Annotated in this window: 17 protein-coding genes; 13 read left to right on the forward strand and 4 right to left on the reverse strand. The window is 54.6% G+C overall.

Annotation, left to right across the window (positions count from 1 at the left end):
* Positions 1-111 precede the first annotated feature (111 nt).
* Positions 112-2556 carry an acyl-CoA dehydrogenase FadE gene (gene fadE, locus ABLV11_RS09120; RefSeq protein ID WP_126488515.1) on the reverse strand — a complete coding sequence of 815 codons (2445 nt, stop codon included), beginning with the start codon at positions 2554-2556 and terminating at the stop codon, positions 112-114.
* A gap of 238 nt (positions 2557-2794) precedes the next feature.
* On the opposite strand from fadE, the gene lpcA reads away from it, so the two are divergent.
* The gene (gene lpcA / locus ABLV11_RS09125; RefSeq protein WP_004099149.1) at positions 2795-3376 is read left to right on the forward strand and encodes a D-sedoheptulose 7-phosphate isomerase; all 582 of its coding nucleotides are present in this window, start codon (positions 2795-2797) and stop codon (positions 3374-3376) included.
* Positions 3377-3585: 209 nt separating this feature from the next.
* Positions 3586-4353, forward strand: coding sequence for a class II glutamine amidotransferase (locus ABLV11_RS09130; protein WP_004099151.1), 768 nt, complete (start codon positions 3586-3588; stop codon positions 4351-4353).
* On the opposite strand, the gene dpaA is transcribed toward ABLV11_RS09130, so the two are convergent.
* The gene (gene dpaA, locus ABLV11_RS09135) at positions 4324-5064 is read right to left on the reverse strand and encodes a peptidoglycan meso-diaminopimelic acid protein amidase (protein ID WP_004099152.1); all 741 of its coding nucleotides are present in this window, start codon (positions 5062-5064) and stop codon (positions 4324-4326) included. The genes ABLV11_RS09130 and dpaA overlap by 30 nt on opposite strands.
* Before the next feature lie 413 nt (positions 5065-5477).
* On the opposite strand from dpaA, the gene ABLV11_RS09140 reads away from it, so the two are divergent.
* The 7 genes from ABLV11_RS09140 to nqrM are packed head-to-tail and all read left to right on the forward strand — an operon-like array spanning position 5478 to position 11537.
* Positions 5478-6821 carry a Na(+)-translocating NADH-quinone reductase subunit A gene (locus ABLV11_RS09140; RefSeq protein ID WP_105889742.1) on the forward strand — a complete coding sequence of 448 codons (1344 nt, stop codon included), beginning with the start codon at positions 5478-5480 and terminating at the stop codon, positions 6819-6821.
* Between the two features lie 3 nt (positions 6822-6824).
* The gene (locus ABLV11_RS09145; RefSeq protein ID WP_004099158.1) at positions 6825-8063 is read left to right on the forward strand and encodes an NADH:ubiquinone reductase (Na(+)-transporting) subunit B; all 1239 of its coding nucleotides are present in this window, start codon (positions 6825-6827) and stop codon (positions 8061-8063) included.
* The gene (locus ABLV11_RS09150) at positions 8056-8850 is read left to right on the forward strand and encodes a Na(+)-translocating NADH-quinone reductase subunit C (RefSeq protein WP_004099160.1); all 795 of its coding nucleotides are present in this window, start codon (positions 8056-8058) and stop codon (positions 8848-8850) included. Before ABLV11_RS09145 ends, ABLV11_RS09150 begins: the two co-directional genes overlap by 8 nt.
* A complete protein-coding gene (locus tag ABLV11_RS09155; protein WP_126488519.1) occupies positions 8843-9481 on the forward strand; it encodes an NADH:ubiquinone reductase (Na(+)-transporting) subunit D in 639 nt (212 codons plus the stop codon). The genes ABLV11_RS09150 and ABLV11_RS09155 overlap by 8 nt, the downstream gene beginning before the upstream one ends.
* 6 nt (positions 9482-9487) lie before the next feature.
* Positions 9488-10084, forward strand: a complete 597-nt coding sequence (nqrE, locus tag ABLV11_RS09160; protein ID WP_004099164.1) for an NADH:ubiquinone reductase (Na(+)-transporting) subunit E — start codon at positions 9488-9490, stop codon at positions 10082-10084.
* A gap of 11 nt (positions 10085-10095) precedes the next feature.
* A complete protein-coding gene (nqrF, locus tag ABLV11_RS09165; protein WP_004099166.1) occupies positions 10096-11319 on the forward strand; it encodes an NADH:ubiquinone reductase (Na(+)-transporting) subunit F in 1224 nt (407 codons plus the stop codon).
* Positions 11320-11321: 2 nt separating this feature from the next.
* Positions 11322-11537, forward strand: coding sequence for a (Na+)-NQR maturation NqrM (gene nqrM / locus ABLV11_RS09170; protein ID WP_004099168.1), 216 nt, complete (start codon positions 11322-11324; stop codon positions 11535-11537).
* Positions 11538-11569: 32 nt separating this feature from the next.
* On the opposite strand, the gene ABLV11_RS09175 is transcribed toward nqrM, so the two are convergent.
* Positions 11570-12427: a glycerophosphodiester phosphodiesterase family protein gene (locus ABLV11_RS09175; RefSeq protein ID WP_004099170.1), complete on the reverse strand. Its 858-nt coding sequence runs from the start codon at positions 12425-12427 to the stop codon at positions 11570-11572.
* A 160-nt stretch (positions 12428-12587) separates the two neighbouring features.
* On the opposite strand from ABLV11_RS09175, the gene dinB reads away from it, so the two are divergent.
* The 4 genes from dinB to prfH all read left to right on the forward strand — a co-directional run bounded on the left by dinB (position 12588) and on the right by prfH (position 16011).
* Positions 12588-13643 (forward strand): DNA polymerase IV, encoded by a 1056-nt coding sequence (gene dinB, locus ABLV11_RS09180; protein ID WP_126488521.1) that lies wholly within the window; start codon positions 12588-12590, stop codon positions 13641-13643.
* Between the two features lie 2 nt (positions 13644-13645).
* Positions 13646-14101, forward strand: coding sequence for a GNAT family N-acetyltransferase (locus ABLV11_RS09185; protein ID WP_224250568.1), 456 nt, complete (start codon positions 13646-13648; stop codon positions 14099-14101).
* A 174-nt stretch (positions 14102-14275) separates the two neighbouring features.
* Positions 14276-15415 carry an RNA ligase RtcB family protein gene (locus ABLV11_RS09190; protein WP_126488523.1) on the forward strand — a complete coding sequence of 380 codons (1140 nt, stop codon included), beginning with the start codon at positions 14276-14278 and terminating at the stop codon, positions 15413-15415.
* Positions 15412-16011: a peptide chain release factor H gene (gene prfH, locus ABLV11_RS09195; protein WP_126488525.1), complete on the forward strand. Its 600-nt coding sequence runs from the start codon at positions 15412-15414 to the stop codon at positions 16009-16011. Before ABLV11_RS09190 ends, prfH begins: the two co-directional genes overlap by 4 nt.
* 56 nt (positions 16012-16067) lie before the next feature.
* Here prfH and pepD read toward each other — a convergent pair whose 3' ends face one another.
* Positions 16068-17525 carry a cytosol nonspecific dipeptidase gene (gene pepD / locus ABLV11_RS09200; RefSeq protein WP_126488527.1) on the reverse strand — a complete coding sequence of 486 codons (1458 nt, stop codon included), beginning with the start codon at positions 17523-17525 and terminating at the stop codon, positions 16068-16070.
* Positions 17526-17649 lie beyond the last annotated feature (124 nt).

Consider the following 17649-nt stretch of genomic DNA (forward strand, 5'->3'; position numbering starts at 1 on the left):
ACGGAATAGTTTGTCAAAGAAATGACAGGACGGGATATAGCTTATGGAGAACTGCCAGAAAAAAGAGAGGCGGGAGGCCCGCCTCGATCGTGATGTGATTATTTTTTAGTTTTAGGCCGCTTCAATCTTGCGAACCTTCTCCGGCAGCTTTACCGGTCGGGTCGCCAGTTCATCCGGGGCGAAGTCGTCGACGTTAATGCTGCGCAGACGGCTGGTTTCAGCACGGACCAGGATGTCCGCCTCGTCCTGATTGATTAACCCTTTTGCCAGCGCGTTACGGGCCAGTTCATCAAGTCGGGTAAAGGACAGATTCTTGCCCAGCTCTTTACAGATACGCTGGTGGATAGGATCTGCCGCCATCACATCAAGCAGCGCTTCCTCCAGCAGACCGACCGGGTTATGCTCGCTCGGCGTCAGATACTGACCGCGGCCGATACGAGAACGCGTCGCGCTCGGAACCTGCAGGATTTTCGCGACTTTATGATCCAGCTTGTCTGAAGGCGCCAGGTAATGACGTCCGGTCGGGAAGATAGCCACGCGAAGCGCGCCCGCTACCAGACGATTCGGGAAGTTCACCAACAGATCGTCAATCGCCTGCTCGGCCTGATACAGCGCATCCTGCACCCCCCAGTGCACCAGCGGTAAGTCCGCTTCGTTACGCCCCTCATCGTCATAGCGTTTCAGGACCGCCGACGCCAGGTAGAGCTGGCTCAGCACATCGCCCAGACGCGCAGAAATTCTTTCACGACGCTTCAGACTACCGCCCAGTACCGCCATTGAGACATCGGACAGCAGAGCCAGGTTGGCGCTCAGGCGGTTCATATGCTGATAGTAGCGACGAGTGGCATCGCGGGTCGGCGAGCTGCTGGTAAGGCCGCGAGTCAGGCCCAGCCAGAAACTGCGTACCTTGTTGCTTCCTACGTGGCCGATGTGTTTAAACAGCAGCTTATCGAAAGCGTTAACGTCGTTATTCTGCGCCGCCGCCATTTCATCCAGCACGTATGGATGGCAACGAATCGCCCCCTGGCCGAAGATCATCATGCTGCGGGTAAGAATATTCGCGCCTTCAACGGTGATGGCGATTGGCGCGCCCTGATAAGCCCGCGCCAGGAAGTTTCCGCTGCCGAGCATAATGCCTTTACCACCGGTAATATCCATTGCATCGATGATCGAGCGCTGGCCGCGGTGGGTACAGTGGTACTTCACGATTGCCGACAGTACCGCGGGTTTTTCGCCAAGCATAATGCCGTAGGTAATCAACGAGGCGGCAGCATCCATTACGTAGGCGTTGCCTGCAATACGCGCCAGCGGTTCTTCGATCCCTTCCATTTTACCGATGGAGATTTTGAACTGGCGGCGAATGTGCGCATAGGCGCCGGTGGCCATGGCGACAGACTTCAGGCCCCCGGTGGCGTTCGATGGCAGGGTGATACCGCGACCTACGGATAAGCACTCAACGAGCATCCGCCAGCCCTGGCCGGCCATGGTCGGGCCACCGATAATGTAGTCGATAGGAACGAAAATATCTTTTCCCTGGGTCGGACCATTCTGGAATGGAACGTTCAGCGGGAAATGACGACGACCGATCTCAACGCCCGGCGTGGTTGTCGGGATGAGGGCGCAGGTAATACCCAGCTCTTCTTCACCTCCCAGCAGACGGTCGGGGTCGGAGAGTTTAAATGCCAGCCCCAGCACGGTGGCGATAGGGGCAAGCGTAATATAGCGTTTGTTCCAGGTCAGACGCATACCCAGTACCTGCTGGCCTTGCCATTCGCCCATGCAGACCACGCCGGTATCCGGAATCGCGCCGGCATCTGAACCCGCTTCCGGGCTGGTCAGCGCGAAGCAGGGAATTTCCTGGCCGCGAGCCAGGCGTGGCAGATAGTGATTTTTCTGTTCTTCCGTACCGTAATGCTGCAGCAGCTCGCCCGGGCCTAATGAGTTAGGCACGCCGACGGTAATCGCCAGAATACCGGAGACGCCCGACAACTTTTGCAGAACGCGAGCCTGTGCATAAGCGGAGAACTCCAGCCCGCCGTACTCTTTCTTAATGATCATCGCAAAGAAGCGATGCTCTTTCAGATAAGCCCACAGCTCCGGCGGCAGATCCGCCATTTCGTGAGTGATTTCGAAGTCGTTCGCCATTCGGCAGGCTTCTTCAACCGGGCCGTCAATAAAGGCTTGTTCTTCGGCAGTCAGGCGCGGCTGCGGGTAGTTGTGCAGTTTCTGCCAGTCGGGATTGCCGCGGAACAGATCGCCTTCCCACCATGTTGTCCCGGCATCAATTGCTTCTTTCTCGGTACGCGACATCGGCGGCATGACCTTACGGAAAGCGCGAAAGGCTGGCACTGAAATCATAGATTTGCGCATCGGCGTAAAATTGAACGGCAGTAAAAGGATGGCCAGCGGGACCAGCAGCCAGATATTCCACAGCCCTGCAATGCCGAGCGCGGCGGTCCAGAGCAGCAAAATCGCGCTGCTGAGCAGCAGATTGATTCGGTGATAGAAGAGCGCACCGAGTAAAACAACGGTTGCAACAATACTCAAAATCATCATAGAGAAATGCTCCCTGTCTTGTAGGAGGTCTGACCACTTGTGATGATATGGTTGTAGTGGATGTAATTTGTTTTAGCAATGTGTTTACAAAATAATTACAACCTTGCTCACATTGTTGTACGGAATTGCGGCACATAAAAGCAAAACGCCAGAGGATAACCGCGCCTGCGGCTTCTCGCTTCGCCGGCTATCCGGTAAACTGCCTGGGTTATCCCACCCATACTGAAGGATTATCCTCATGTACCAGGATCTTATTCGTAACGAACTGAACGAAGCCGCCGAAACGCTGGCCAATTTTCTGCAGGACGAAGCCAATATCCATGCGATTCAGCGCGCAGCGGTGCTGCTGGCGGATAGCTTTAAGGCCGGCGGTAAGGTGCTCTCCTGCGGTAATGGCGGTTCGCACTGCGATGCGATGCACTTTGCGGAAGAGCTGACCGGGCGCTATCGTGAAAATCGCCCCGGCTATCCGGCCATTGCGATTTCAGACGTGAGCCACCTTTCTTGCGTGAGTAATGATTTTGGCTATGAATATGTTTTCTCGCGCTATGTGGAATCTGTGGGGCGTGCAGGGGACGTACTGCTGGGGATCTCCACTTCCGGAAATTCTGGTAACGTCATCAAAGCGATCGAAGCTGCCCGCGCTCAGGGCATGAAAGTTATTACCCTGACCGGTAAAGACGGCGGTAAAATGGCAGGCTCTGCGGACGTTGAAATCCGCGTACCGCATTTTGGTTATGCCGACCGCATTCAGGAAATCCATATTAAAGTGATTCATATCCTGATTATGCTGATCGAAAAAGAGATGGTTAAAGCTTAAGAGGCTATTTTGTTAGCCATTTTGAACCCGGTCAGTGCTCAGACAAAACTCACCGAGTTTTGAACGCCCTTCAGGGCGGCCCGGAGGGTGAGCGTAGCGAATCATCCTCACGTACATGATGTACGCTCCGGTTTCTGTGCGCTGGCCGTGTCCAAACTGACAGCACCAATAACGCCTTTTATGTTTCAGTAAGTGGTATGAGGTGATCTATGTGCGAACTGCTCGGGATGAGCGCGAATGTGCCAACTGATATTTGTTTCAGCTTTACCGGGCTGGTTCAGCGCGGTGGCGGAACCGGGCCGCATAAGGACGGCTGGGGAATTACCTTTTATGAAGGTAAAGGCTGTCGCACATTTAAAGATCCGCAGCCTAGCTTTCAATCGCCCATCGCTAAGCTGGTGCAGGAATACCCCATTAAATCCTGCTCGGTTATCGCCCATATTCGTCAGGCCAACCGCGGTATTGTCGCGCTGGAAAATACTCATCCCTTTACCCGCGAACTCTGGGGACGTAACTGGACCTATGCGCATAACGGCCAGCTGGAGGGGTATGAGTCTCTCGAGACGGGAAATCTGTATCCTGTCGGGGAAACCGATAGCGAAAAGGCGTTCTGCTGGCTGCTACATAGCATCACCGAACGCTATCCGGAAATGCCGGGAGACATGGTTGAGGTTTTCCGGTTTATCGCCACGCTCGCCGGGGAGCTGCGTGAAAAAGGCGTGTTTAACATGCTGCTCTCCGATGGGCGCTACGTCATGGCGTTTTGCTCAACGAATTTATACTGGATTACGCGACGGGCGCCGTTTGGCGTAGCGACGCTGCTGGATCAGGATGTTGAGATTGACTTTCAACGCGAGACCACACCGAATGATGTGGTCACCGTTATCGCCACCCAGCCGCTGACCGGTAACGAAACCTGGCATAAAATCATGCCAGGCGAGTGGGCGCTATTTTGCCTCGGGGACCGTGTAGTTTGAAGCAAGCTGTGGCTGAACGACTTCGTGGCTGAGCGGTTTGCTCACTACGTAGCGGCCATCGACTACGGAAACCACCGGCGGCTTGTGCGTCAGGCGGAAGTAATCATACCCGGGTTTCAGCTGCTTCCAGAAATCCGCGAAGTAGGAAAACTTGTGGCGCGCCATGTTGGCATCGGTCATGCGGAAAGGATAAATACTCACCTGAACGTTGGGCTGACCAAAAACTAAGGCGCCGGTGACGAACTGGAAAATCTCGTCAATGCCGGTATCGGTCATGGCGTAGCAGCCGACCGATACGCAGGCGCCGTGAATCATCAGATATTTGCCTTCGTAACCATGCGCGCGATCGTAGGCGTTCGGAAAGCCGATATTGATCGCTTTATAGAAACGACTATCGGGTTTTAACTGGTTACGGGAAACATTGTAAAAACCTTCCGGGCTTTTGAAGTCGCCCTGACGCTGCTTTGGCCCGAGACCGCCGGAGTAGTTACAAATGCGGTAGCTGTCGAGAAGCTGCCAGGTTTCGCCCATCTTGACGTAAAGATCGAGCATGCGCTCTTCTTTAAAGATCTCAATGTAGACCGGCGAGCCCATGAGCTGCTGCTTATACTCTTTGCTCATCGGCGTTGTCGAGCTGTTACTGCTAAGTAGCCCTGCGAATGAAACGCATGGCAACAGAAGCATCGCAATAAATAATGCGATTTTGCGCATACTACTTGTTCCTTGATAAAACAAATAACCACATTGCCAGGACGGCAAGAGAGACCCGAAATCAGAGTATTCTGGTTTTAGAGCGCTCACATTAGCATCACGGCATTTTTTCGCAAGCACGACGTGCTGCGTTTACGTCTGAGTTTTCCGTTATAGCGAATCCTGGGGCAAAGCGCAGTCAGAACTTTGCGTAATAGCTCGCATTTTAGAACCACTTAGTGGCGGTTTGTCTACAGGCGCCGCTCACGAAATGTTACACTTGGCCCGCTAACTGTTCAGGGTAAGAAAGGATGCTTCTCTCCCGTCTTGTGAATCACCAGGACTATGATGTTCCTTTCTTCCTCATATATTCCATTAATTATGCTGGCCTCGGCCTGAAACCGGGGTTTAAGTAACGGATACCTGCTAACGATATGATTAAAATCACGAAAGGGCTGAATTTGCCCATAGCTGGCATGCCATCACAGCAGATTTCTTCGAAGACTGCGGTCAAGCGCGTTGCGCTGTTGGGTGAAGAGTACGTCGGTATGCGCCCATCAATGGCGGTGCGTGAAGGGGACCGGGTGCAAAAAGGTCAACTTCTGTTCGAAGATAAAAAAAATCCTGGCGTGCGTTTTACTGCACCTGCGAGTGGAACCGTCAGCGCCATTCATCGCGGCGAGCGCCGGGTTCTGCAGTCGGTCGTTATTGATGTGGATGGCGAAGAGTCCGTTCATTTTCCCCGCTATGAATTAGCCGAACTTGCCGGATTGACGCGCGAGAGCGTTCAGCAGCAGCTGCTGGAGTCCGGGCTGTGGACGGCATTTCGCACCCGTCCTTTCAGTAAAATACCTGCGCCGGGCAGCGTTCCTGCGGCCATTTTTGTCACCGCGATAGACACGAATCCGCTGGCGGCCGATCCTCAGCCAATCATTCTGGCCCAGCGCGAAGCGTTTGACGCCGGTTTGACGCTGTTGACGCGGTTGACCGACGGTAAAGTTCACGTGTGTCAGGCTGGCGGCGGCAAGCTTGGCGGGCATCCTGTCGGCCAGGTGACCTTTAATCAGTTTGCCGGTCCGCATCCGGCCGGGCTGGCGGGGACTCACATTCATTTTCTTGAGCCGGTCAGCCTGAAAAAGCAGGTCTGGCATCTTAACTATCAGGATGTTATCGCCGTCGGCAAAGTGTTCCTTGAAGGGGAGTTGTACAACGAACGCATCGTTGCTCTCGGCGGCCCGCAGGTCAAAGAGCCTCGTTTGTTAAAGACCTGCTTAGGCGCCAGCCTTGATGAACTGCTTGAAGATGAGCTGCTGGACGATGAAAACCGCATTATCTCTGGTTCAGTCCTCAGCGGAACCCATGCGTGCGGGCCTCATGCTTTCCTTGGACGCTTTCATTTACAGATAAGCGTTGTGAAAGAGGGGCGCGAGAAAGAGCTATTCGGCTGGGTGATGCCGGGGAAAGATAAATTCTCCATTACCCGTACCACCGTCGGTCACTTTCTGAAGCGTAAGCTATTTAATTTCTCGACGGATACCAACGGCGGCGAGCGGGCTATGGTACCGATTGGCAACTATGAGCGAGTGATGCCGCTGGATATTCTGCCCACCATGCTGCTGCGCGATTTGCTGGCGGGCGATACCGACAGCGCGCAGGCGCTGGGCTGTCTGGAACTGGATGAAGAAGACCTGGCGCTTTGCACCTACGTTTGTCCCGGCAAGTATGAATATGGTCCGGCATTGCGCAGCGTGTTAACCCAGATTGAGCAGGAAGGATAAGTGATGGGCTTAAAGCAACTGTTTGACAAACTTGAGCCGCACTTTACGCACGGCGGCAAGCTGGAAAAATACTACCCGTTGTTCGAAGCGACGGCGACCCTGTTCTATACACCCGGTCAGGTGACGCGCGGAGCGGCGCACGTCAGAGACGCCATCGACCTTAAGCGGATGATGATACTGGTGTGGTTCGCCGTTTTCCCGGCGATGTTCTGGGGAATGTATAACGTTGGTCTGCAGACCATACCGGCGCTGGCTAAATTATATAGCGCTGAACAGCTGCAGCAGGTCATCGCCGGGAACTGGCACTACAGTATTGCCCAGTGGCTGGGGGTAAACTTCACCGCAGATGCCGGCTGGCTCAGTATGATGACGCTGGGTGCGGTATTTTTCCTGCCTATCTACATCACCGTGTTTCTTGTCGGTGGGTTCTGGGAAGTCCTGTTTGCTATCGTGCGTAAGCACGAAATAAACGAAGGCTTCTTCGTGACCTCAATCCTGTTCGCGCTGATTGTACCGCCATCGCTGCCGCTATGGCAGGCTGCGCTCGGGATCACGTTTGGCGTCGTCATGGCCAAAGAGATCTTTGGCGGAACCGGGCGTAACTTTCTCAACCCGGCGCTGGCGGGGCGGGCCTTTCTGTTCTTTGCCTGGCCGGCGCAAATTTCCGGCGATCTGGTGTGGACCGCAGCGGATGGCTTTTCCGGCGCGACGCCGCTGTCCCAGTGGGCTAGCGGCGGCGGTGAATCGCTGGTTAATGTCACAAGCGGACAGCCGGTAAGCTGGATGGATGCCTTCCTCGGCAATATCCCGGGCTCGATTGGCGAGGTCTCGACGCTGATGATTCTGATCGGCGGCGCCATCATCATTTTCGGTCGCGTGGCTTCCTGGCGCATTGTTGCTGGGGTATTCCTCGGCATGGTGGCTACCGCGACGCTGTTTAACTTCATTGGCTCTGATACTAACCCGATGTTTGCCATGCCGTGGTACTGGCATCTGGTTCTCGGCGGTTTTGCTTTCGGCATGATGTTTATGGCGACGGATCCTGTGTCCGCGTCGTTTACGGATAAGGGTAAATGGAGCTACGGCCTGCTGATCGGCGTGATGTGCGTCCTGATTCGCGTCGTCAACCCGGCCTATCCGGAAGGGATGATGCTGGCGATCCTCTTCGCCAACCTCTTTGCGCCGCTGTTCGATTACCTGGTGGTGCGGGCCAATATTAAGCGGAGGAAGTCGCGTGGCTGAGAATAAAAGTAACGATAGCATCGGCAAAACGCTGCTGGTGGTGCTGGTGCTTTGTCTGGTCTGCTCAATCGTGGTCGCCGGTTCTGCCGTCGGGCTAAAATCGCGCCAGCAGGAGCAGCGCGCGCTTGATAAACAGCGCAATATCCTGGCGGTTGCCGGTCTGATGAAGCAGGGAATGAGCGCAGATGAAGTGGCCGATATTTTTAAGGCCCGCATCTCTCCACGATTAGTCGATCTCGCTAGCGGGGAGCTGCTGGATAAAGACCCGAGCAAATTCAATCAGGCCCAGGCCCTGAAAGATCCGCAGCAGAGCTTGCAGCTGGAAGCCAGCCAGGATCCGGCGGGTATTAAACGCCGCAGTAATATCGCCGAAATATATCTGGTGCGTGATGAAAAACAGCAGATTCAGGAAGTCGTTCTCCCTATTTACGGCAACGGTCTGTGGTCGGTGATGTACGCGTTTGTGGCGCTGGAAACCGATGGCCGTACGGTAAAAGGGATCACTTATTACGATCATGGCGAAACGCCGGGGCTGGGCGGGGAAATTGAAAACCCCAACTGGCGTCAGCAGTTCGTCGGTAAACAGGTGCTTGATGATAAAGGGATGCCTGCGCTGAGAATCGTCAAAGGCGGCGCGCGTCCTGGCGACCTGCACGCCGTTGATGGCCTGTCGGGCGCAACGCTGACGTCAAATGGTGTGCAGCATAGCTTTGATTTCTGGATGGGCAAACTGGGCTTTGGCCCATTCCTGCAAAAGGTGCGAGAAGGGGAGCTGAATAATGGCTGATTTGGGCGAAATGAAAGAAATGAAGCGCGTGCTGGTGGGGCCGCTTATCGCTAATAACCCTATCACTCTGCAGGTACTGGGCGTCTGCTCCGCGCTGGCGGTGACCACCAAGCTGGAGACCGCTTTTGTAATGACCATCGCGGTGACGCTGGTTACGGCATTCTCCAGCATGTTTATCTCCATGATTCGCCACCACATTCCGAATAGCGTGCGCATCATTGTACAGATGGCGATTATCGCTTCGCTGGTTATCGTCGTCGATCAGGTGCTACGCGCGTTTGCCTATGAGATCTCGAAACAGCTTTCGGTTTTCGTCGGTTTGATCATCACTAACTGTATTGTGATGGGGCGCGCCGAAGCCTATGCCATGAAGTCGCCGCCGTTGGCGAGCTTTATGGACGGTATTGGCAACGGTCTGGGATACGGGGCGATCCTAATCATCGTCGGTTTCCTGAGAGAGCTGATCGGCAGTGGTAAGCTATTCGGTATTACCGTGCTGGAAACGGTGCAGAACGGCGGCTGGTATCAGCCAAATGGTCTGTTTCTTCTGGCACCCAGTGCGTTCTTCATTATCGGTTTGTTGATTTGGGCGGTGCGCAGCTGGAAGCCTGAACAGCAGGAAAAGGAGTAACCGACCATGGCTCACTACATTAGCCTGTTTGTCCGCGCCGTGTTTGTTGAAAACATGGCGCTGGCCTTCTTCCTGGGAATGTGTACCTTCCTTGCCGTGTCGAAAAAGGTCTCAACCGCTTTCGGTCTCGGCGTTGCGGTAACGGTCGTACTCGGACTGGCGGTACCGATCAATAACCTCGTGTATAACCTGGTGCTGCGTGACGGCGCGCTGGTGGAAGGCGTTGACTTAAGCTTTCTGAACTTCATCACCTTTATTGGCGTGATTGCCGCGCTGGTACAAATTCTGGAGATGATCCTCGATAAGTACTTCCCGACGCTTTATAACGCGTTGGGGATCTTTCTGCCGCTGATTGCCGTTAACTGTGCGATTTTTGGCGGCGTCTCCTTCATGGTACAGCGCGACTATAACTTCACCGAATCCATCGTTTACGGTTTTGGTTCCGGCGTCGGCTGGCTGCTGGCGATTGTGGCGATGGCGGGTATTCGCGAAAAAATGAAATACGCAAACGTGCCTGCGGGTCTGCGCGGGTTAGGGATCACCTTTATTACCACGGGTCTGATGGCGCTGGGCTTTATGTCATTCTCCGGTGTGCAGCTATAAGGGCGGAAAGTATGGAAATAATTCTTGGCGTAGTGATGTTCACGCTGATCGTCCTGGTGCTATCCGGGCTGATATTGGCCGCGCGTTCGAAGCTGGTGAATGCGGGCGATGTGGTCATTGAAATCAATAACGAAGCGGATAAACAGATCCGTACTCCGGCGGGTGACAAGCTGCTGAATACGCTCTCCAGCAACGGAATCTTCGTCTCGTCGGCCTGCGGTGGGGGCGGCTCCTGCGGCCAATGCCGGGTGACGGTGAAAGAGGGCGGCGGTGATATCCTGCCTACCGAACTTTCTCATATCACCAAGCGTGAGGCGAGAGAGGGCTGCCGCCTGGCCTGCCAGGTCGCGGTGAAGCAGAACATGAAAATTGAGCTGCCGGAGGAGATTTTTGGCGTTAAGAAGTGGGAATGTGAAGTTATCTCGAACGATAACAAAGCCACTTTTATCAAAGAGCTGAAGCTGCGCGTGCCGGACGGCGACGCGGTTCCGTTCCGCGCAGGCGGGTATATTCAGATCGAATGTCCATCGCACAAAGTCGCTTATGCTGACTTTGACGTTCCGGATGAGTATCGCGGCGATTGGGATAAATTTAATCTCTTCCGCTATGTCTCGGATGTAAAAGAGCCTACGTTGCGCGCCTACTCCATGGCTAACTATCCGGAAGAGAGGGGCATCATCATGCTCAACGTGCGTATCGCAACCCCGCCGCCGCAGGTACCTGATGCGCCTCCGGGGATTATGTCTTCCTATATCTGGTCGTTGAAGCCGGGCGATAAAGTGACGATTTCCGGGCCGTTTGGGGAATTTTTTGCCAAAGAAACGGACGCTGAAATGGTCTTTATCGGCGGCGGTGCCGGGATGGCGCCGATGCGCTCGCATATTTTCGATCAGCTTAAGCGCCTGCACAGTAAGCGTAAAATCAGCTTCTGGTACGGCGCGCGCTCTCTGCGAGAAATGTTCTATGATGACGAATTCGAGCAGCTGGCACGTGAAAATCCGAACTTTACCTTCCACGTGGCGCTCTCCGATCCGCAGCCTGAAGATAACTGGACCGGTCATACCGGCTTTATTCACAACGTCCTGTATGAAAACTATCTGCGCGATCACCCGGCGCCGGAAGATTGTGAATTCTATATGTGCGGGCCGCCGGTGATGAACGCCGCGGTCATCAAAATGCTGAAAGATCTCGGCGTTGAGGATGAAAACATCATGCTCGACGATTTTGGAGGCTAATGATGCTGACGGTATTTGTCGCGACCTTTGTGATTTTCGCGCTGGTTATTCTGGGAATGTCGCTCGGGTATCTGATCAAGCGAAAAACCATCCAGGGCAGCTGCGGGGGGATCTCATCGCTGGGTCTGGAAAAGGTTTGCGACTGCCCTGAGCCCTGCGATGCGCGTAAAAAACGCATGGCACGCGAAGCGCAGCGCAATCAGGATCGCATCATTTAACTAGCAGGCCGCACCGTGCGGCCTTTTTTGATTTACCACGTTTTCGCTTTTGCCGGTGAGTCGACCATTACGCCGTCGGCGCCAAGCTCGCTTGCCGTACGAAAATCATCAGCATTATTAATGCCGAAGAATATGATATGGGCTTTGCCCTGTGAGCGGAAACAGTCCATCGCTTCTTTATCCCAGGTGAGTGTGGCCGGCGATACGCCTTCGCCCAGGGTGAACTTCTCGATGACTTCTACTTTGCGTTTCAGCTCAAGGCCGTACCAGTGCTCGTCCCCTGGTGAGTTGGTGGGCTGACACTGGTGGCTAAGAGAAATGGTCGCCAGCTTTGTTCGCGTTTCGTCCCGGCTGACGAAATGGGGAATTGACTCTGGTAGCGCTGCGATATAGCGAGCGTCCGTTGAATACACGCGTACGCGGGCGAGGCTATGGGTTTTATTTAACACATCGCCAAGCCGAGCCGCCATTATCGCAGGGTCGGCATCAGGCGATTTGATATCGATGTAAAAGAAGGTCTCCGGCCACTGTTCCAGCACCGATTGTAGCGTGGGAATCGTTGCATTTTTACCGCGCCAGGGGTGAGTTTCATCACCCCATTTCCACCCCGCGTCCATGCGTGCCAGTTCGGCTGCGCTATAGCTTGAGATTTTCCCTGTATGATTAGTCAGCGCGGAAAGATCGCCAGGACGATATAAAACCGGGACGCCATCCTGGCTTAATTGCACCGTTATCCAGATCGCCTCGGCCTTATTTTCCAGGGCGAGTTTTATTGCTGGAAGTGTATTTTCCGGGGCATCGCCGGTACCTCCGCGATGAGCAATAAGCTGAGGTGCTGCGCAGGCGCTGCTGGCAATAAGTAAACCGAGCGCAGTTACTATTGATTTCATGATTGGGTTTTACCTTATTTATTAATATAACTATATGAAAAATAAATCATATTTGTTGCATTTTTATGTTGTAGCACGTTTTTTAAGGTTGTGGATTTAAAAAGATTAAATTTCGCCATAGTTTGCTATACTGTATGCATGTACAGTCTAAGGTTTGGCTATGCGTAAAATCATCCATGTAGATATGGACTGCTTCTTCGCAGCGGTTGAAATGCGTGATAACCCGGCGCTGCGCGATATCCCTATCGCCATTGGCGGCAGTCGGGTACAGCGCGGCGTTATCAGCACGGCTAACTATCCGGCGCGTAAGTTCGGCGTGCGCAGCGCTATGCCTACTGCCACCGCCCTGAAACTTTGCCCACACCTGACGCTCCTTCCCGGCCGTTTCGACGCTTACAAAGAGGCCTCGAACCATATCCGGGAGATTTTTTCCCGCTATACCTCGTTAATCGAACCCCTATCGCTGGATGAAGCCTATCTTGACGTCAGCGACAGCGTCCATTGTCAGGGGTCAGCAACGCTGATGGCGCAGGAGATCCGTGAGACCATCCATCGCGAGCTCAATCTGACTGCTTCTGCCGGCATTGCGCCGGTAAAATTTTTGGCAAAAATCGCCTCGGATCTGAATAAACCTGACGGCCAGTTTGTCATTGCGCCGCACCAGGTAGCGAAGTTTGTCAAAACGCTGTCGCTGTCGAAGATCCCGGGCGTCGGCAAAGTCTCCGCCGCGAAGCTGGAAAGCATGGGTCTGAGAACCTGCGAAGATGTACAGAACAGCGATCTGGCAATGTTGCTCAAGCGCTTTGGTAAATTCGGGCGAATATTGTGGGAACGCAGCCACGGCATTGATGAACGAGAAATCAGCAGCGAGCGCCAGCGCAAATCGGTGGGGGTTGAGCGAACCCTGATAGAGGATATCCACGAATGGGCGGAGTGTGAGTCAATTATTGAAAACCTCTATCCCGAACTTGAACGGCGCCTGGCGAAAGTTAAACCGGATTTGCGGATTGCTCGCCAGGGGGTCAAGCTGAAGTTTAATGATTTCCAGCTCACGACCCAGGAGCATGTCTGGCCCCGGCTGAATAAAGATGATTTGATTTCTACCGCGCATAAAGCCTGGCACGAGCGGCGCGGAGGTCGGGGAGTCAGGCTGGTGGGGCTGCACGTGACGCTGCTTGATCCGCAGCTGGAGCGGCAACTCGTTTTGGGATTGTAACGATGTTAACGATAAGAATGTACGAAGAGCGGGATTTTCCGGCGCTATGCGCACTCTTTTTACGCGCCGTTAAAGAGACCGCCAGCGCCGATTATTCCCCCCGGCAAATTGCCGCCTGGGCGCAGGTTGATGAAGCCCGCTGGCGGCAAAAACTCGCGGCGTCACGCGTACTGGTGGCAATAAATGATGCCTCGCCGGTCGGGTTTATCACTGCCGTAGATGACTATATCGATTTACTCTTCGTTTCTCCCGATTTTAGTCGTCAGGGAATCGCCGGCGAGTTGCTTAATACACTACTGATGCAGCTGCCTGAACGCATTTTCACGGTAGAGGCCAGTATTACGGCAAAGCCCTTTTTTGCGCGTCATGGCTTCACGGTTATTCAGCCACAGGAAGTGGAGGCGCGGGGTGAACGATTTCTTAATTATTTGATGCGGCGGCAAATCGGCTTGCAATAGATTTAACGCCTGATTACTATACGCGCACTTTCACCTATTTATTAACTGCAAAGGAGGTTCACCATGAATACAGATTTCCAGAACGCACTTTGCAGGCCTTCCCAGGAATAACTCTCTTTTTGCCCTGGTAATGTCTGCCACATCCTTTATTTATTTTTTAATATGGATTGGTATATGGGCAATAATGTTCATTATACGTCTGAATCTATTTCTTATATTCGTTCAGACGATCTGTGGATCGAAGGTTTAGCGATCCAACAATTACACTCGACGGCAAATTTACCCCACATGCAGCGCGTGGTGGGAATGCCAGACTTACATCCCGGGCGCGGCTATCCCATCGGCGCAGTCTTCTTCTCGCTGGGCCATCTCTACCCGGCACTGGTGGGTAACGATATCGGCTGCGGCATGGCGCTGTGGCAAACGGATATCCTCGCGCGAAAATACAATGCGGATAAGTTTGAGAAGAAACTGTCCGCTATGGGGGACGTTGCGCAAGCAAGCTGGCTGGACGAGCATCTGCCGGAAAATTTGTTGACCCATCCCTGGCGCAGCGCCCTGGGATCAATTGGCGGCGGTAACCATTTCGCTGAACTGCAGCAGGTGGAGCAGGTTGTGGATAACGACCGTTTCCAGCAGGCCGGCCTTGATGCTCAGCGCCTGCTGCTGCTGGCGCACAGCGGATCGCGCGGCCTCGGGCAATCCATACTGCAGCGCCATATTGCGGCCTTTTCGCACGATGGCCTGGCGGAAGGTAGCGCTGCGGCTCGGGATTATCTGGCAGAACATGATGATGCGCTGGCTTTTGCCCGCGTGAATCGTCATCTGATTGCCACCCGCATCCTGCAACAGATACGGGCCGACGGACGGAGCGTACTGGATATCGCGCATAACTTTGTCGAGTCCTGTTCTGTTGACGGGCAGCAGGGTTGGCTGCATCGCAAAGGGGCTACGCCGGACGACCGGGGCCTGGTGATAATCCCGGGCTCTCGCGGCGACCACAGCTGGCTGGTGCAGCCTGTTACCCGCGAGGAGACCCTGCATTCGCTGGCGCATGGCGCCGGGCGGAAATGGATGCGAACCGAATGCAAAGGGCGTCTGTCCGGCAAATATACGCCGGCTCAGCTGGCGCGCACCGAGCTGGGAAGCAGGGTGATCTGCCGCGATCGTCAGCTGATCTATGAAGAAGCGCCGCAGGCGTATAAATCCGTGGAAAGCGTACTTAACTGTCTGGTGCAGGCCGGACTGGTCGAACCGATCGCCCGTCTGCGTCCGCTGCTGACGCTGAAAACCAGCGGAGGGAAAAGCGCATGATTTTATTGCAACTCTCTTCCGCTCAGGGGCCGGATGAATGCTGTCTGGCGGTGAAACTGACGTTGGAGCGGCTCATAAAGGAAGCCGCAGAGCGGCGGCTTTCCCTGACGCTGCTGGAAAGTGAGCCAGGACGTCATGCCGGCACCCTGCGTTCTGTTCTGCTTTCGCTGAATGGCGACGGCGCGTTTGCTTTCAGCGAAAGCTGGTGCGGCACTTTGCAATGGGTCTTTTCCAGTCCGTTCAGGCCGCATCACGGGCGCAAAAACTGGTATGTTGGCGTAGGGCGCTTTTCCTGCGATGAACAGATGCTCTCCAGCGAGATCCGTTTTGAAACGCTGCGCGCTTCCGGGCCTGGCGGGCAGCACGTGAACAAGACCGATTCCGCGGTGCGCGCCATTCATACGGCAAGCGGCATCAGCGTAAAGGTGCAGTCGGAGCGGAGTCAGCATGCGAACAAACGGCTGGCGCGTCTGCTGATTGCCTGGAAGCTGGAACAGCAGCGGCAGAATGAGAGTGCGGCGTTGAAGTCTGAGCGGAGAATGTTCCATCATCAGATTGAGCGCGGTAATCCGCTGCGAACGTTTAGCGGGCGTTAATGAGCGAGTCGTTATAAAGAAAAGGCCCACTTCCTGAGGAGTGGGCCTTTGTTGTCTTACTTCGCCGGAATGGATTTCAGCAGCTCAGTCAGCAGCGTCCAGTACTGGCCCACGCTTTCGATATGCACCTGTTCATCCGGAGAGTGAGGGCCAGTAATGGTTGGCCCGATGGAAACCATATCCAGTTCCGGATACGGTTTCTTGAACAGACCGCACTCCAGGCCCGCGTGGATAATCTGGATATTCGGCGTTTTGTTGAACAGACGCTGATAGGTTTCACGTACCAGATGCATCACCGGAGAGTTGGCGTCCGGCTGCCAGCCTGGATAGGCGCCTTTGGCTTCGGTTTTCGCACCGGCCAGCTTGCCCAGAGAGTCCAGCATGCTCACGACGTAATCTTTACCGCTGTCAATCAGCGAACGAATCAGGCAGTGAATCTGCACGTTGTCGCTGGTCATGGTCACCACGCCGACGTTCAGAGAGGTTTCCACCACCCCTTTTGCCACGTCAGAGTTGCGGATGACGCCGTTCGGCGTGGCGTTAAGCAGGCGCACAAAGGTATCACGAGATTGAGTCGTCAGCGCAGGCTGGTCATTTTCCGCCGACTCCAGCAGCACAGCGAGATTTTTCTCTTTAGCCGCCAGCTCGTTTTTCAGGATCTCCTGGTACTCATTCGCTCGCGCTTTCAGCGTTTCCGCTTTGTCCGCGGCTACGGCTACCGTCGCGAACGCTTCGCGCGGGATGGCGTTGCGCAGGGTGCCGCCATTGAAATCGACCAGGCGCAGATCGAGCTCTTCAGCATGGCCCGCCAGGAAGCGTGCCAGCAGTTTGTTCGCATTGCCTAAACCGACGTGGATCTCGCCGCCGGAGTGGCCGCCTTTCAGCCCTTTAAGGGTCAGCTTAAAGCTCTGGAAACCGGCCGGAACGGCTTCACGGGTCAGCGCCAGGTCAGAGGTGAAGTCGATCCCACCCGCGCAGCCCATGTAAATTTCACCCTCTTCTTCGGAGTCGGTGTTGATCAGGATATCCGCCTGCAGCCAGTTGGGCTGCAGGCCAAAGGCGCCGTCCATACCGGCTTCTTCCGTCATGGTCAGCAGCACTTCCAGCGGGCCATGAACAACGTTGTCGTCAGCCAGCACCGCCAGCGCGGAAGCCATGCCGATACCGTTATCGGCGCCCAGAGTCGTGCCGCGCGCTTTGACCCACTCGCCGTCGATGTACGGTTGAATCGGGTCCTGAGTGAAGTCGTGAACGGTATCGTTATTTTTCTGCGGCACCATATCGAGGTGCGCCTGCAGCACTACCGGTTTGCGGTTTTCCATACCGGCAGTGGCGCCTTTACGAATCAGAATGTTGCCAACCTGGTCGCGTTCCGCGTGTAAGCCTTTTTCTTTTGCCCAGCCCATAATGTGCTCAGCGAGCTGTTCTTCGTGATAGGACGGGTGGGGAATAGAGCAGATTTTGGCAAAAATATCCCACAGCGGCTGAGGGGATAATTGAGACAGTTCAGACACGATGAGTCTCCTTACAATCATCTGCAAAAGTCGTTTGCAGATCGAGGGTTAGCAATCAAATACACTACAAGCCCGGGCTTGCGCGATGGGGTTGAGAATACCACTTTCCGCGTGCTCTGGTAGT

This window comes from Klebsiella sp. GW_Kp181 (assembly GCF_040062315.1).
GTDB classification, from domain to species: domain Bacteria; phylum Pseudomonadota; class Gammaproteobacteria; order Enterobacterales; family Enterobacteriaceae; genus Klebsiella; species Klebsiella oxytoca.

Coding starts and splice junctions, on each gene's coding strand:
- fadE (WP_126488515.1), bottom strand. CDS start 2,556: ATGATGATTTTGAGTATTGTTGCAACCGTTGTTTTACTCGGTGCGCTC.
- lpcA (WP_004099149.1), top strand. CDS start 2,795: ATGTACCAGGATCTTATTCGTAACGAACTGAACGAAGCCGCCGAAACG.
- ABLV11_RS09130 (WP_004099151.1), top strand. CDS start 3,586: ATGTGCGAACTGCTCGGGATGAGCGCGAATGTGCCAACTGATATTTGT.
- dpaA (WP_004099152.1), bottom strand. CDS start 5,064: ATGCGCAAAATCGCATTATTTATTGCGATGCTTCTGTTGCCATGCGTT.
- ABLV11_RS09140 (WP_105889742.1), top strand. CDS start 5,478: ATGATTAAAATCACGAAAGGGCTGAATTTGCCCATAGCTGGCATGCCA.
- ABLV11_RS09145 (WP_004099158.1), top strand. CDS start 6,825: ATGGGCTTAAAGCAACTGTTTGACAAACTTGAGCCGCACTTTACGCAC.
- ABLV11_RS09155 (WP_126488519.1), top strand. CDS start 8,843: ATGGCTGATTTGGGCGAAATGAAAGAAATGAAGCGCGTGCTGGTGGGG.
- nqrE (WP_004099164.1), top strand. CDS start 9,488: ATGGCTCACTACATTAGCCTGTTTGTCCGCGCCGTGTTTGTTGAAAAC.
- nqrF (WP_004099166.1), top strand. CDS start 10,096: ATGGAAATAATTCTTGGCGTAGTGATGTTCACGCTGATCGTCCTGGTG.
- nqrM (WP_004099168.1), top strand. CDS start 11,322: ATGCTGACGGTATTTGTCGCGACCTTTGTGATTTTCGCGCTGGTTATT.
- ABLV11_RS09175 (WP_004099170.1), bottom strand. CDS start 12,427: ATGAAATCAATAGTAACTGCGCTCGGTTTACTTATTGCCAGCAGCGCC.
- dinB (WP_126488521.1), top strand. CDS start 12,588: ATGCGTAAAATCATCCATGTAGATATGGACTGCTTCTTCGCAGCGGTT.
- ABLV11_RS09185 (WP_224250568.1), top strand. CDS start 13,646: ATGTTAACGATAAGAATGTACGAAGAGCGGGATTTTCCGGCGCTATGC.
- ABLV11_RS09190 (WP_126488523.1), top strand. CDS start 14,276: ATGGGCAATAATGTTCATTATACGTCTGAATCTATTTCTTATATTCGT.
- prfH (WP_126488525.1), top strand. CDS start 15,412: ATGATTTTATTGCAACTCTCTTCCGCTCAGGGGCCGGATGAATGCTGT.